Source organism: Nocardiopsis mangrovi (assembly GCF_042653925.1).
Lineage (GTDB): Bacteria > Actinomycetota > Actinomycetes > Streptosporangiales > Streptosporangiaceae > Nocardiopsis_B > Nocardiopsis_B mangrovi.
The window spans coordinates 81317-95781 of sequence record NZ_JBHSFQ010000028.1 but is presented as its reverse complement, the minus strand read 5'-3'; the positions used below and the strand labels follow the sequence as shown (position 1 = coordinate 95781).

General features: G+C 75.6%; 12 protein-coding genes and 1 other RNA gene. 7 read left to right on the top strand and 6 right to left on the bottom strand.

The genetic code is table 11. The annotated features are described in order from the left end of the window. Both ACFO4E_RS23375 and ACFO4E_RS23370 read right to left on the bottom strand, forming a co-directional pair. Positions 1 to 386 (bottom strand): IS5 family transposase (locus tag ACFO4E_RS23375; RefSeq protein WP_378578270.1); only part of this gene is annotated, 386 nt, incomplete at its 3' end. Positions 387 to 520: 134 nt separating this feature from the next. After that, complete coding sequence (locus tag ACFO4E_RS23370; protein WP_378578268.1) at positions 521 to 1393, bottom strand: deoxyribonuclease IV; 873 nt, start codon at positions 1391 to 1393, stop codon at positions 521 to 523. A 117-nt stretch (positions 1394 to 1510) separates the two neighbouring features. Between ACFO4E_RS23370 and ACFO4E_RS23365 the strand changes: the two genes are divergently transcribed. After that, positions 1511 to 1933: a hypothetical protein gene (locus ACFO4E_RS23365; RefSeq protein WP_378578266.1), complete on the top strand. Its 423-nt coding sequence runs from the start codon at positions 1511 to 1513 to the stop codon at positions 1931 to 1933. Between the two features lie 155 nt (positions 1934 to 2088). On the opposite strand, the gene ACFO4E_RS23360 is transcribed toward ACFO4E_RS23365, so the two are convergent. Then, positions 2089 to 2613, bottom strand: coding sequence for an LURP-one-related/scramblase family protein (locus tag ACFO4E_RS23360; RefSeq protein ID WP_378578264.1), 525 nt, complete (start codon positions 2611 to 2613; stop codon positions 2089 to 2091). Positions 2614 to 2922: 309 nt separating this feature from the next. Between ACFO4E_RS23360 and ACFO4E_RS23355 the strand changes: the two genes are divergently transcribed. The 4 genes from ACFO4E_RS23355 (at position 2923) to rnpB (ending at position 6178) form a co-directional block, all read left to right on the top strand. Beyond that, positions 2923 to 3747, top strand: coding sequence for a Nif3-like dinuclear metal center hexameric protein (locus ACFO4E_RS23355; protein ID WP_378578279.1), 825 nt, complete (start codon positions 2923 to 2925; stop codon positions 3745 to 3747). 65 nt (positions 3748 to 3812) lie between these two features. Next, on the top strand, positions 3813 to 4556 hold the full coding sequence (locus ACFO4E_RS23350) for a zinc ribbon domain-containing protein (RefSeq protein ID WP_378578262.1): 744 nt from the start codon (positions 3813 to 3815) through the stop codon (positions 4554 to 4556). Positions 4557 to 4587: 31 nt separating this feature from the next. Then, the gene (locus ACFO4E_RS23345) at positions 4588 to 5784 is read left to right on the top strand and encodes a bifunctional RNase H/acid phosphatase (protein ID WP_378578260.1); all 1197 of its coding nucleotides are present in this window, start codon (positions 4588 to 4590) and stop codon (positions 5782 to 5784) included. Positions 5785 to 5797: 13 nt separating this feature from the next. Further along, positions 5798 to 6178, top strand: an RNA gene (gene rnpB / locus ACFO4E_RS23340) — RNase P RNA component class A. Between the two features lie 112 nt (positions 6179 to 6290). On the opposite strand, the gene ACFO4E_RS23335 is transcribed toward rnpB, so the two are convergent. Then, complete coding sequence (locus ACFO4E_RS23335; RefSeq protein WP_378578258.1) at positions 6291 to 6626, bottom strand: hypothetical protein; 336 nt, start codon at positions 6624 to 6626, stop codon at positions 6291 to 6293. Positions 6627 to 7005: 379 nt separating this feature from the next. On the opposite strand from ACFO4E_RS23335, the gene ACFO4E_RS23330 reads away from it, so the two are divergent. Beyond that, the gene (locus ACFO4E_RS23330; RefSeq protein ID WP_378578256.1) at positions 7006 to 7134 is read left to right on the top strand and encodes a hypothetical protein; all 129 of its coding nucleotides are present in this window, start codon (positions 7006 to 7008) and stop codon (positions 7132 to 7134) included. Positions 7135 to 7326: 192 nt separating this feature from the next. Here the strand turns inward: ACFO4E_RS23330 and ACFO4E_RS23325 are convergent, their stop codons facing one another. Then, entirely contained in the window at positions 7327 to 9819 is a 2493-nt protein-coding gene (locus tag ACFO4E_RS23325; protein WP_378578253.1) for a hypothetical protein, read from the bottom strand. Positions 9820 to 10301: 482 nt separating this feature from the next. Continuing rightward, on the bottom strand, positions 10302 to 10910 hold the full coding sequence (locus ACFO4E_RS23320; RefSeq protein WP_378578251.1) for a YbhB/YbcL family Raf kinase inhibitor-like protein: 609 nt from the start codon (positions 10908 to 10910) through the stop codon (positions 10302 to 10304). A gap of 267 nt (positions 10911 to 11177) precedes the next feature. On the opposite strand from ACFO4E_RS23320, the gene ACFO4E_RS23315 reads away from it, so the two are divergent. Further along, positions 11178 to 14450 carry an AfsR/SARP family transcriptional regulator gene (locus tag ACFO4E_RS23315; protein WP_378578249.1) on the top strand — a complete coding sequence of 1091 codons (3273 nt, stop codon included), beginning with the start codon at positions 11178 to 11180 and terminating at the stop codon, positions 14448 to 14450. Positions 14451 to 14465 lie beyond the last annotated feature (15 nt).

The window sequence follows — 14465 nt, the reverse complement described above, 5'->3', positions numbered from 1 at the left end:
TGTTCCGTGATCTTCCCTCCCCCCTTTTTCGGGGCGCCGGCGGCGTGCTGGTGGGCGCGTATGACGGTGGAGTCGACCCCGACGTCCCAGGTGATCAGCCCGCCGGCGTCGGCGTGTGCCTGGAGTCCGGCGAGGATGCGGGCCCAGGTGCCGTCCTGTTTCCAGCGGCGGAACAGGTCGTAGACGGTCTGCCAGGGCCCATAGCCTGCGGGGAGGTCGCGCCAGGGCGCCCCGGTACGGGTTCGCCAGCGGGCGGCGTCGATGAGGGTCCGCTTGCAGCGCACCGGCGGCCGGCCGGTGGCCGCCGGTGCGGGGAGCAGGGGTTCGAGCAGGGCCCACTGGGCGTCGGTGAGGTCACCGCGCCCGGGGCCGGGTAGGGTCGGCACGAAGCCTCCGGCTGACAAGGTCTTCTTGGTCGTTGACCCGTCTACCGGAGGCTTCGCTCATCTGCGGGGTGACACGCCCGACTATGCCGTTGTGATGCCGTTCATCCCTACATGACCCGGTTTCCAGACACGACCTAGGCCACGGTGGGCGTCGCCGCGGACGCCCGGAGGCGCTTCAGCTCCGCAAGGTCGGCGGCCTGGCGCTCCACAGGCCCCGGTGTCTCGCAGACCAACGGCACCCCGGCGCTCACGGGGTGGCGGAACAGCTCGGCGAACGGTTCGGCGCCGATCTCGCCGGCACCGATGTTCTGGTGCCGGTCCTTGTTGCTCCCGCACACGGAGGCGGAGTCGTTCGCGTGGATCAGCCGCAGCCGGTCCGCGCCCACCACCTCGCCGAAGCGGTCGAGCACGGCGCCCAGGAGCGGTGCCGTCGAGATGTCGTGGCCGGCGGCGAACAGGTGCGCGGTGTCCAGGCACACGCCCACGTGGGGGTGGTGGCCGAGCGCGCCGAGGTAGGCCGCGAGGTCGTCCACCGTCGCGCACAGCACCTGCCCCTGCCCGGCCATGGGCTCCAGCAGCACCGGCGGGACGCGGTCGCCCAGCTTCTCCAGGAGCGGCAGCAGCCGGGCGCGCACCCGGTCCAGCCCCTCGGCGCGCGTGCCGCGCACCGCCGACCCCGTGTGCACCACCACGCCGCGCGCCCCGATCTCGCCGCCGCGGCGCAGCGAGTGCTCCAGCGACGCCGTGGACTTCGCCGCGATCGCGTCGTCGGGGGAGCCGAGGTTGATGAGGTAGGGCGCGTGCACGAACACGGGCAGGTCCGCCCGGGCGCGCAGCAGCGCGTCCTGCGCGGGGTCGCCGTCGTTGACGGCCCACCCGCGCGGATTGCCGACGAAGACCTGGATCGTTTCGGCGCCGATCCGCGCGGCGTTGTCGAGCCCGCGGGTGGCCAGGCCGCCGGCGACGGGCACGTGCGCCCCGACGGGGGAGATGGGAAGTCCGCTCATGATCACCGTTCAGCCTAGTGGGCGGTCGCGGGCGGCCGCCCGCCGGGGCCGGGCCGGGCGCAGTGCCCGGCGTGCGCGGGCCTGCCGCGCGGCGGCCGCGGATGTCAGGATGGACGCATGACGACGACACACCGGTTGGCCCCGCGCTGGGGCGAGATCGTCCGCGGCGCGGCCGCCGGGGCCGGCGCGACCCTCGCCGTTGGCTTGGCCGCGCTGGGTGCCGGAGCCGTCATCGGCCCGCTGGCCGCCGGCGACGTTATCGGCGCCAACATCGGCCTGGGACTGGCCCTGCTGGCGGTGCGGCTGGTGGGGACCGCGCTGCTGTTCTGGTGGCTGGTGCGCCGGCTGGGGGTGCCGCGGCCGGGCCCGGCCACGGCGGCCGGGCTGGTCGTCTACCTGCTGCTGGGGGTGGTCAGCCCCCTCGACCCCGCGCCGCCGGGGGCCGTTCTCGCCTGGGCGGTGCAGGGCGGCCTGGCCGGCGCTCTGGGCGTCTACATCGCCGGGGCCAGCGTCGCCCGGGGGGACACCGGCCCGCTGTAGGCCGGCCGGGCGACCGCGGACGCGCCCCGACGGCAGGGCCGGCCCGGGGCGCCGGCGCCGTCCCACACGTGCGGATCCCACCCCCGGAGGGAACGAGGGGGGACCCCGGCCGGCCCGGGGCCGGGGGCCGGTCGGCGTGCAACGGGGATCGGCCCCTACTCGTCGTCGCCGTCCTCCCCGTCCTCGCCGTCGTCCTCGGTCAGGGAGTCGACGCAGACGGCGACGCCGATCACCAGCGGCACGTCGCCCCCGGCGTCCTGGCGGAAGGTGTTGACGTCCACGGCATAGGTGTCGCGGATCCGGAACCACTTGCGGGAGATGTGCGCGATGGGGCCGTCCTCGTCGCCGACCACGTACTCCTTGCCGAGGAAGTCCCCGGTGATCTCCCATTCCCGGTCGTCGGCGAGCTCGACGATCAGTTTGTCCTTGATGGGGTTGAACATCCGCTTGCGGACCGTGGCGACGGTCTCGCCGTCGCGCTCGATGCGCATGGTGTCGCGCACCGCGAGCAGCTTCTTGCGGATCACCAGCAGTTCGTTGCCCTCGGTGTCCTTCAGCTCGAAGGTGGTGCGCAGCCGCAGCGCCTTGCCGTCGACCAGGAAGACCCGGTTCCCCTCTTCGTCCTCGACCCAGAAGTCGTCACCGATGTCGAAGAGCCGTTCGCGCACCAGGAATTTCACGGCGGGATACCTTCCACGCTCTCCGCATCCCCGAGTGGGATGCGTGGAAAGACGACGGTATTGGACGCCATGGGCGCGGGGCCACTCGGCCGCGCCCGCGCGGCCCCGCGGCGGTCCGCGCCGTCCGGGGGGCGGGGCGGCGGCGGTTCGCGCGAGCGCCCCGATGACGGTCGCCGGCGCCTGCCGCGCGATCATCGCCAATGGTGAGATGTCCTGTCGAGTCGGATTCGATGCCGGAGGGGTCCGGCGCGACCCTGCGCCGGGCCGGAAACCGCTAATCTGCCCTGCGTGACTACCGCAGACGCCCCGTTGACCTTGCACGACGTGACCGCCGCGTTCGAGTCGGTCTACGACCCCGCGTGGGCCGCCCCCTGGGACGCCGTCGGCCTCGTATGCGGCGACCCCGATCAGCCCGTCAGGCGGGTCCTGTTCGCGGTCGACCCGGTCGCCGCGGTCGTCGACGAGGCCGTCGCGTGGGGCGCCGACCTCGTCATCACCCACCACCCGCTCCTGCTGCGCGGGGTCACCACCGTCGCCGCCACCACCCCCAAGGGCCGCGTGGTGCACCGGCTGATCGGCTCCGGTACCGCCCTCTACACCGCCCACACCAACGCCGACACCGCCGACCCGGGGGTCTCCGACGCGCTGGCCGCCGCCGTCGGCCTGACCGGCCCCCTGGTGCCCCTCGACCCCGACCCTGCCGACCCGAGCGGACGGCGCGGGATCGGCCGCGTCGGCACCCTGCCGGCCCCGGTGCGGCTGCGCGAGTTCGCCGCTCGCGCCGCCGAGGGGCTCCCGGACACCGCCGCCGGCATCCGCGTCGCCGGCGATCCCGACGCCGAGGTGCGCCGCGTCGCGGTCTCGGGCGGGGCGGGGGACTCCCTGCTCGGCGCGGCCCGGTCCGCCGGCGCCGACGTCTTCCTCACCTCGGACCTGCGCCACCACCCCGCCTCGGAGTTCGCCGAACAGGGCGGCATCGCCCTCGTCGACGTCCCCCATTGGGCCGGGGAGTGGCCCTGGCTGGCGGACGGAGCCGACCGTCTCGCCAGCGCCCTCGGTCCCCGAGGGGCTACCGTGGAGATCCGCGTGTCCACGACCGTCACCGACGCCTGGTCGTGGACGGAGCGGGTTTGAGCGCACCCCCACACCGGCACGACCGTCCCGGGCACACCGCCGCAGAAATGGAGTCCTGAGCCCCAGTGAAAGCAGAACCCGCCCAGCAGATCCGCCTGCTCGACTTGCAGGAGATCGACAGCAGGTTGGCCCAGCTCACACACCGCATCCGCACCCTGCCCGAGCTGACCGAGATCCGCCGGCTCGACGCCCGCCTCACCGAGCTGCGCGACCGCCTCGCGGTGGCCGCCACCGAACTCTCCGACCTCGACCGCGAGCAGCGCAAGGCCGAGTCCGACGTCGACCAGGTCCGCGCCCGCTCCGAGCGCGACACCAAGCGGCTCGACGCCGGCCGGGTCTCCTCCCACAAAGAGCTCGAAGGGCTCCAGTCCGAGATCGCCTCGCTGCGGCGCCGCCAGGCGGAGCTGGAGGAGATCGTGCTGGAGGTGATGGAACGCCGCGAGGCCACCGAGGCCCGCGGCGCCGACCTGGACAAGGAGATCGCGGCCGCCGAAGCCGACCGCGAGGCCGCCGAGGAGCGCCGCTCCTCGGCCGTGCTGGACATCCAGGCCGACCAGGCGACCGAGTCCGACCGCCGCGCGCGGGTCTCGGCCGACGTGCCCGCCGACCTGCTCGCCCTCTACACCAAGCTGCGCGACCAGTACGACGGCGTGGGCGCCGCCGCCCTGCGCTACGGCCGCTGTGAAGGCTGCAAGCTCGCGCTGAGCACGGCCGAACTCGCCCGGCTCCGGGGCGCGCCGGCCGACGAGGTGCTGCGGTGCGAGGACTGCCGGCGCATCCTCATCCGCACCGACGAGTCCGGCCTGTGACGGGCCGGCCGCGGTCGAGAGCGGGGCGCGGATGAGCCGCCGCCTGGTGGTCGAGGCCGACGGCGGCTCCCGGGGCAACCCGGGCCCGGCCGGCTTCGGCGCGGTGGTGCGCGACGCCGCCACCGGCGCGGTGCTGGCCGAGGTCGCCGAGCCGATCGGCGTCGCCACCAACAACGTCGCGGAGTACCGGGGGCTCATCGCGGGCCTGACGGCGGTGGCGGGCATCGATCCCGGCGCCCGCGTCGAGGTCCGCATGGACTCCAAGCTCGTCGTGGAGCAGATGTCGGGCCGGTGGAAGGTCAAGCACCCGGCGATGCGCCCGCTCGCCGACCAGGCGCGCGAACTCGCCGGGGGCCTGGGCGGCGTGACCTACACCTGGATCCCGCGCGCCCGCAACGCCGATGCCGACCGGCTCGCCAACGAGGCGATGGACGCCGCGGCGGAGGGCCGTCCGGTCCGGATCGACTCCGTCCCGGCCTCCCTGTCACCCGATGCGGCCGGTGCCGAGCCCGCCGCATCGGCCGCGGTCACCGCGGCGGCGTCGGCCACCGGGTGGGCGGCGCCCGACTCCACCCCCACGCGGCTGATCCTGCTCCGCCACGGCGAGACCCCGCTGTCGGTGGAGCGCAGGTTCGCGGGGACGGGCGACATCGGGCTGACCCCCGCGGGGCACGACCAGGCGCGCGCGGCGGCCCGCCGGCTCTCGGCGGGCCCCGACCGGATCGACGCCGTCGTCGCCTCGCCGCTGCGGCGTACCCGCGACACCGCCGACCATGTCGCCGGCGCCCTCGGCCTGCCGGTGGAGGTCGACGACGACCTGCGCGAGACCGACTTCGGGGAATGGGAGGGGCTGACCTTCGCTGAGGTCCGCTCCCGCTGGCCCGACCGGATGGACCGGTGGCTCGCCGACCCCGGCGCCGCTCCGGCGGGCGGCGAGAGCTTCGCCGCCGTGGCCGAACGCGTCGCCCGGGCCCGCGACACGCTGCTCGCCCGCCACACTGGGCGGACGGTCCTGGTGGTCAGCCACGTCACGCCCATCAAGACCCTGATCCGCCAGGCGCTGCTGGCCCCGCCCGAGGCGCTGCACCGGATGCACCTGGACGTGGCGTGCCTGTCGCGGATCGACTGCTTCGCCGACGGACCCATGCTGGTCCGGTCGGTCAACGACACCGGCCACCTCGCGCGCACGCCCGCCGCGGCGGACGACGCCGACCGCGGATCACCGTAGAATAGGGGGCGGGAGAGTCGGCCAGGCGGTCGCGGCACCGCGTGCGGTGTCGAGGAAAGTCCGGACTCCACAGGGCAGGGTGGTCGGTAACACCGACCCGGGGCGACCCGCGGGACAGTGCCACAGAAAACAAACCGCCACCGCGCTGCGGTGGTAAGGGTGAAACGGTGGTGTAAGAGACCACCAGCGGCCGGAGCGATCCGGCCGGCTGGGTAAACCCCACCCGGAGCAAGGTCGAAATGGGGGACCCAGGTCCCCTGCGCGGATGTTCGAGGGCGGCCCGCCCGAGTCCGCGGGTAGACCGCACCGAGGTCACCGGCAACGGTGGCCCCAGATGGATGACCGCCCGGCCCGCAAGGGCCGACAGAATCCGGCTTACCGGCCGACTCTCCCCCTGAATCGCGTTTTTCCGCTGTGCCGCCGCCCTGTCCCGGAATCGTCCCGGGCCGCGGCTGAGCGGCGCCTCCGGTACCGCGCCCTCCATGGTCGCCGGCGGGGCGCCGCGCTCATTCGTAGTGCCACAGCTCGACGATCTCCCAGGAGCCTCCTTCGTCGGAGGTCGACACGACGCACGTGTAGCCCTTCGGAGTCACGCGGGAGCCCCAATCGATCGACCCCCGCACCTCGAACTCCCACGCCCACGGGTACGCATGGGCGACGGTGACGCGCGGCGGGCCGATGGGCTCCGGGGCCGGCGGCCCCTGGTCGCTTTGCCGGATGCGGTCCTCGCACGCCGTAGCGGCGCGGGCCGCCCCATCCTCCGCTGCGGGCGCCGAGGGTCCGCCGCATGCGGCGGCGAGGGCGAGCAGCGCGGTACCCGCAACGGGCAGAAACCGGCGCATAGGGCTCCTCCCGCGCGGTGGGGGAGTCCGAGGCTACGGCCGGATCCGCCGGCGGTGCGGGTGGTGGCCGGTCGTGGTCGGCGTGTGCACCGGGCGGCGGTCGGGGCGTCGTCCCTGCTGCCCGCAGACCCGGACGGCGTTCGGGCTCCGGGGCGCCGCAGACCGGGGCGGCGCCGGTTCGCGGGTTCCGGAGTGTCCGGAGGTGTTCCGGTTGCGTGACAAGCCCATTGTGGTCGAACCGGGGGGTGCGCCGGGCGGCGTCGTGCGGGAAACGGCGTTAGATTGGGATGGTCATCTCACCCCCGCGGCCGGAGCGGGGACGAAACGCGGGTGCCCCGGCGCCCGTGCCGCCTGCGAATCGGGTATCGGTCTCATGGAAATGTCCACGATCTGGGTGATCATGTTCGGTGTGCCCATCATCGCGATCGTCGTGATCATCGGGTTCGCCCGCTACCAGTCGTCCGAGGTGCAGTCGGACGAACGCGACGACCGCCCCAAATCGGAATGAGCGGCGCCCCGCCCGGCCCCCGCTGAACGCGGACCGGTCCCGGGGCCCGACCTGAGCGCGGCGGCGCGCCGTCGCACGCCCCATCCGCCCCCGCGTCCCCGAAGAGCCGCATGTGGCGCCCTTCGATGCGGCCCACAGGTGTCCGAAACGCGTTCGCCCCCGCAGGTCCGCGGGGGCGAACGCGTCGATGGGCTAGCGGAAACCGCCGTCGCCGTAGCCGCCCTGGTCGTAGGGGCGGGTCCGGCCGTCGGCGGGGTTGCGTCCGTCATCGGTGCGGAAGGACGGCCACTCGCCCGAGGGGGCGTCGTAGCCGTACCCCTGCTGCGGGGCGGGGGCGCCATTGTGCTCCGGGCCGCGGCCCCCGGCGTGGCCGCCGAAGGCATCGGGCAGGCCGCCGTAGCCGGGTGGCTGCGGTGCCGCCCCGGGCCCGCCCGGCAGGCCGCCGCCCGTCCCGGCCCCGCCGGGCAGGCCGCCCGCTCCGGGCCCGCCCGGGAAGCCGTTTCCGCCGAGCGGTTCGCTCTGCGGGTAGCCCGGCGCGGGCGGCGCGGCGTAGCTCCCGGTGTCGTAGGGGTCGCGGCTGAACGAGCCGGTCGTGTACGACGGCGGGGCGTCGAACGTGTTCCGCGGCGCCGCGGCCGGCTGCTCCCCGGTGGGGGCGCCCCAGACCGGCGGCTGCTCCCACGGGGCTGGGGCGGGGGCGGGGGCGGGGGTGCCGCCGTACCCGAAACCGCCGGAGCCGCCATAGCCCCCTTGCCCGGGCACCCCGCCCCCGCGCGCCGGTGCCGCCGGGTCCTGGGGTGCGGGCACGCCCGTGTGCGGTGCGCCGGGGCCGCCGGTGTCGTAGGGGTCGCGGGCGAACGATCCGGTGGTGTAGGCGGAGTCGGGCCCGCTGCGCGGCGCCGGAGCGGGCTGTTCCCCGGTGAGGGCGCTCCATGCGGGCTGTTCTCCCGTGCCCGCGTTCCACGCCGGCTGCTCCCCGGTCACTCCGCCCCAGGCCGGCTGCCCGGAGTTGGGCGTGCCGAAGGGGGCCGCGGCTCCGTTCTGGCCGGGGGACGGCTGGGTCGGCGGAACAGCGGGACGCTGGTGCGAACCGGTGTCCATGCTCGACCAGATCGGCGACGCGGACTCCGGAGCGGGGCCGAACGCCGGATCGGTCAACGGGTCGCCGCCCGTGGCGCCGCGCTTCCCGGTGTCGTAGGACGGCCGGGTGTGCGACCCGCTGTCGTACGACGACCGCGAGTGCGACCCGGTCTCGTACGAGGACGGCCCGCCGGTGTCGTAGGACGGGCGGGTGTGGTTCCCGGTGTCGTAGGAGGAGCGGCTGTGGTCGCCGGTGTCGAAGGGCGAGGGGGCCGGGGTGCTCCCCGCATGGGGCCGCCGGGTGTGCGATCCGGTGTCATAGGGGTCGTAGGGCGTGCCCGCCGACGCCCCGCCACCGAACGGCGAGCGGCTGTGGTCCCCCGTGTCGAAGGGCGACGACGGGGCCGCGCCGGGCTCGTAGGCCGGGCGGCTGTGCGCGCCCGTGTCGAGCGGCGACGGGGCCGGTCCCGGATCGTAGGCCGGCCGCGAGAGCGACCCGGTGTCGTAGGACGACCGCGCGTGGTTCCCGGTGTCGTAGGAGGAGCGGCTGTGGTCGCCGGTGTCGAAGGGCGAGGGGGCCGGAGCGCCGCCCGCGTAGGGCCGCCGGGTGTGCGATCCGGTGTCGTAGGACGAGCCCGGCGCCTGACCGCTCCCGCTGGGCGTCGAGGGGGCGCCCAGCGGGTCGTCGGCATAGGAGCCGGTGGTGTCCCACGACGGCGACGGCGCCGACCGGCGCGGCGGCGGGTTCCACGACGTGGTGGGGGCCGACGCGGCGGAGTCGCGGGCCGTGGGCACGCCCAGCGGGTCGCCGAGCGGATCGCGCGATGGGGCCGCGGCCGCGGGCGGGAGGGCCGGTGCGGGGGCGGGGGCCGGCGCGGCGGGGGGCAGCGCCGCCGGAGCGGACGGGGTGCCCGAGGCCGGCGTCGACGGCGCGCGGCCGCGGGACGGCGGTTCGGCGGGAGCGGCGTCGTCGGCGGGGGAGGGGCCCTGGCCGAGGCTCGCGAGCATGGCCAGGCCGTTGTCGCCGCCGGCCCGCGCCGCGGCCACCGCGGGGGTGTCGGCCGCGGGCTCGTCGGCGGATCCGTCGCGCGCGTCGCGGTCGGCGGCGCGCGAGCGGCGCCCGCGGGACCGGCGGGGCGGCTCCGGCTCGTCGTCCGCGTCGTCGTCGGCGATGGCCGCCATCGCCGCGGTGGATTCGGCCCGCGTGTCGCGGCGCTCCGAGGCGACGGGCCGGTCGTCGGCGGGCGCCCCGCGCAGCCCGGGCCCGTCGTCATCGTCGGAGAGGCTGGACCAGAAGGCGTTGTCCGACATCCCGCCGGAGTCGTCGTCGTCCCAGTCGTCGTCGCCCCGGCCGCCGCGCCGCTGACGCCGCGCCGGGCGCGGCTCGTCGTCGTCCTCGGGCGCGCGTGAGCGGCGGTTGCGGGAGCGCGGCGCGGGCCGCGGGTCGCGTTCGGCTTCGCGGTCGCGCGGGTCGTCGTCGTACTCGTCGTCGTAGTCGTCGTCACCGGAGTTGCTGACGCTGAGGGCGCGCATGCCCAGCAGGATCAGCACCAGGACGACCAGGACCACGATGATGGCGATGATCGCGATTAGCGCAATGGTCATGGTGAATGCACCAGCCTAGGGCCCGTGGCCTTATAGAGGACAGAGGTGCCGCCGGCAGGGGTGATGTGACTGGCCGGTTCGGGCACGCGCGCGGCATGCGGTCGGCGGTGCGAGGCCGGGGGGACCGGTTCGCATGGGGCGCGCAGGAGGGGTCGTGCCTCCGTGCCGGGTGCCGCCGGAGTGTCCGGACGGACCGAAAGGGGCACGCGGTACCCGCGGGGGCGGGCGGAGTCGGCGTGGCCGAGGGGCGGCCGGCGATCGGCGTCCGCCCTGGACCGGGTGCGGTGGCGCCGGTGCTCTGCTGCGTGCTGCACGGATTCGGTCATCAGAAAATCGACGGGGGGCACGGACCCACTTTATGCATAGATGCGCCATGAGTGCAGAGGGCGACAAGGGGTTCCTTCCGGGTGCATCGCGGGTGGATCGCCATTGATCATCCGATATGCCGGTCGGTGCGGGGAGCTCTCACGTGGCGCATGTCACTACTCGCTGGTAGCCGTCAGCGAGCCCCGCGCGATCGAGCGGTCGGCGATCGCCTGGAGGGAGTCGTCCAGCGGCGCGTCCTCGGGCAGGTCGATCTCGCTGCTGAGCGCGTACAGGCTGAACCGGTACTCGTGGGGGTGGCCCTCCTCGGGGCACGGCGGTTCGAAATCGGCCGTCCCCGCGCTGTTGAGCCCCTGCCGGCCCGGCTGCGGGACCGTGTTCTGCCGGATCTCGGTCGTCTGCGGGTCCAGCCCGTAGATGACCCAGAACACGGTGGCGTCCTCGGGGGCGTCGACGACCACCGCCAGCGACGCGACCCCCTCGCCGCCGGGCAGCCCCGACCACTGGAGGGTCGGCGACAGGCCCTCGCCCTTGCACGTGTAGGCGTCCGGCAGCGGCTCGCCCTCCTGCATCATCGTGCTGGTGAGGTTGATGTCGGGGTTCAACTCCGCGTCGGTTCCCGACGGCAGGGAGACGCAGCCGGCGGCCGCGGCCAGGACGACGGCCGCCCCCGCGCCCGAGGCGGCGGTGCGCACACGCGCGCGGGCGCCCGGGGGCAGGGCCCCGCGGCGCGAGCCGGATGATCGGTGGCGTTCGACCGAGAACATGGGGCTCCTGCGAAAGGGTGGGTCGGATCATGCTCCTGGGGGTCGCCCGCGCGGCCCGGAGCGGCGTGCGCGCCGGCTCCGTGTCGCTCCCGCGGCGACCACCCATGCGACCTTACTGCGGTCCGAGTGGCGATGAGCCGCGTATGCGCGGAGTGTGCGAAGACGTGCGCATAGCGTCGCCATCGTCGCGCCGGCCCTCCGGCCACAACCGGCCGCCGAGGGGCCGCCCCGGAAGAGTTCCCCGGTCACATCAGCGATCATGGGTACGTGCGGTTCTCCATTCTCGGACCCCTGTCGGTGCGCGGTGCCGATGGGCGGCCCCTCACCGTCGGCGGTGCGCGCCTGCGCCGCCTGCTCGTGCTGCTCCTGCGGTCCCCGGGCCGCACCATCGGCACGGCCCGGCTGATCGACGGCGTGTGGGGGGACGACGCCCCCGCGTCGGCCGGCAACGCGCTCCAGGCGCTCGCGTCGCGGCTGCGGCGCACCCTCGGCGCGCCCGGCCTGCTCCACGGCGACGCCACCGGCTACCGGCTCGACGTCGCCCCGGAGCAGATCGACCTGTTCGTGTTCGAGGACCTAGTGCACCGCGGCCGGCAGGCCCGCGCCGACGGCGACCCCGGGACCGCCGTGCGCCTGCTCGGCGAGGCCCTCGACCTGTGGCGCGGCCCGCCACTGGCCGAACTGGGCGAGGCCGGCGCCGACACCGCCGTCCGCCTGGCCGAATCGCGCCGGGGCGCGGCGGCCGACCGGCTCGCCGCCCGGCTCGACCTCGGCGCCCACACCGAGGTCCTGCCCGAGATCGAGGAACTGGCCGCGCGGGAACCGCACGACGAGCGCACGGTGGAACTGCTCATCCGGGCCCTGGCCGCCGCGGGCCGCCAGGCCGACGCCCTCGCCGCCTACGAGCGGCTGCGCGCGGGCCTCGCCGGGGAACTGGGGATCGACCCTTCGGCCCGGCTGCGCGACCTCCACCTGCGGCTGCTGCGCGGTGAACTGGACCCGCCCGCCCGCGCCGCCGCTCCCGCGCCGCCCGCGCGCCCCGCCGCGGCCCACACCCCCACCACCCGGCTGCCGCACACCCTCACCAGCTTCATCGCCCGCGACGGCGAGATCGCCGACGTCGTGGCGCTGCTCGCCGACGAGCGGCTGGTCACCCTCATCGGGCCCGGCGGCGCCGGCAAGACCCGGCTGTCCATCGAGACCGGCGCCCGCTTCGCCGAGCGCCGCCCCGACCTCGCCCACGACGGGGTGTGGTTCGTCGAACTCGCCCCCATCAGCGACGGCGCCGACATCCCGCGCGCCGTACTGACCACCCTCGGCCTGCGCGACCACACCAGGGTGGGCCTGCACGCCACCACCCCCGCGCCGCCCGCCGATGTGATCGACCGCATCGTCGACGGCCTCGGCCACCGCGAACTGCTGGTCATCCTGGACAACTGCGAGCACCTGATCGCCGACGCGGCGGCGGTCGCCGACCGCCTCCTGGCCGCCTGCCCGGGGCTGCGCATCCTCACCACCAGCAGGGAGCCATTGGGCGTGGCCGGCGAACGCCTCCAAGCGGTGCCCTCCCTGGCGCTGCCGCCCGAGGGCACCCCGGCCGACCGCGCCCTCGACTACGCGTCGGTGCGGCTGTTCGCCGAACGGGTCTCCGCGGTGGTGCCCGGGTTCACGGTCGACCCCGCCAACGCCGAGCACGTCGTGCGCATCTGCCGCGAGCTCGACGGCATGCCGCTGGCGCTGGAGCTCGCGGCGGCCCGGGTCCGCGCGATGCCGGTCTCCCGGCTGGCCTCGGGGCTGTCCGACCGCTTCCGGCTGCTCACCAACGGCACCCGCTTCGCCCTTCCCCGGCACCAGACCCTCCAGGCGGTCGTCGACTGGAGCTGGGACCTGCTCGACGCGCCCGAACGCGCCCTCGTGCGCCGGATGTCGGTGTTCAGCGGCGGCGCGACCCTGGAGGCGGCCGAGCGCGTCTGCGCCGACGCCGACGGCACGGTGGGCGGCCGCGACGTGTGGTCGGTGCTGTTCATGCTCGTCGACAAGTCACTGGTCCTGGCCGATCCCGCGGGCAGCGGCACCGAGCCGCGCTACCGGATGCTGGAGACCGTGCGCGCCTACGGGGCCCAGCGGCTCGCCGAGACCGGCGAGGACGCGGCCGTCCGCCGCGCCCACGCCGGCCACGTACTGGCCCTGTGGACCGAGGCCGACACCCACCTGCGCCGCGCCGACCAGCTCACCTGGCTCGACCGGCTGCGTGCCGAGCACGACAACTTCACCGGGGCCCTGCGCTGGGCCGTCGACGCCGGAGAGGCCGCCCTCGCGCTCGACCTCAGCCACAGCGCCATGTGGTACTGGCAGATGATCGACGGGTGGGCCGACGCCACGCGCTGGGCCGCGGAGATCGTCCGGCTCGTGGGCGACGATCCCCCCGAAGGGCGGGCGACCGCCTTCGCCGAGTGCCTGTTCACCATGGGCGCCGGCGAAGTCGCCTCGCCCGAGGGGGAGAAGCGGGTACTGCGCGCCGACGAGATCCTGCGCGCATCGGGGGAGGCGGACCAGAGCCACGCCTCCCTCCTGCTGATCCCCGGCTACCTGGCGATGCTCGGCCACGACCCCTGCGCGATGCGGGACCGGATCGCCGAGACCGCGCAGCACCCCGATCCGTGGGTGCGCGCACTCGGCACGATGACGACGGGGCTGCTGGATCTCGCCTCGGGCGCGATCGCCCCGGGCCGCGACCGGATCGGCGCCGCCCTGGACGGGTTCCGCGCGCTGGGCGACCGCTGGGGCATGTGCCACGCCCTGGTGATCGCCTCCGAACTGGCCCGCCTCGACGACCTCGCGGCCGAGAGCGACATGCTCGCCGAGGGCGCCCGACTGGCCGAGGAGCTGCGCCTCACCGATCTGGGCGCGCTCCTGCGGTCCCGGCGCGCCGTCGCCCACGCCGTCCAGGGTGACATCGAGCGCGCACGCGAGGCGATGGCCAAGGCGTCCGCCGCGGGCGCCGGCCACGGGACGCGGACGATGCTGGGCCTGGCCGAAGCCGAGGTCGAGTGCGAGGCCGGCGCCCCGGCGCGCGGCAAGGCCATCCTGCTCGGCCTGGCCGACGAGGTCGAGGAGGGCACGGACCGGGCGGTGCGCTACCAGATCCGGCTGCTGTGGCTGGGCCTGCTCGCCCGAGTGTCGCTCCGCCTGGGTGAGGACGGCGACGCGCGCCGGTACGCCGCCGCGGCCTGGCGGGCGCTGGCCGGGAAGCGGTCCGCGATCCACCGCGCGGCGGGGATCGAGCTGGTCGCCCAGGTACTGGCCGACGAGGACCCGGAACACGCCGCCGTGCTGCTCGGCCTGGCCGAGGCGTCGCGCGGGCTCGCCAACCGGGCCGAGCCCGCTGTGGCGCGGCTCCGCCGGCGCCTCCGCGCCGAGCTGGGCGACCCCGGTTTCGACCGGGCCTACGCGCGCGGCGCGCGGACCCCGCCGAACGAGGTCGTCCCGGCCGTCGACGCCTGGATCGAGCCCTGGGAGCCCGCCGCGAGCGCGCGGTGAGCGCGCCCGGCGGCG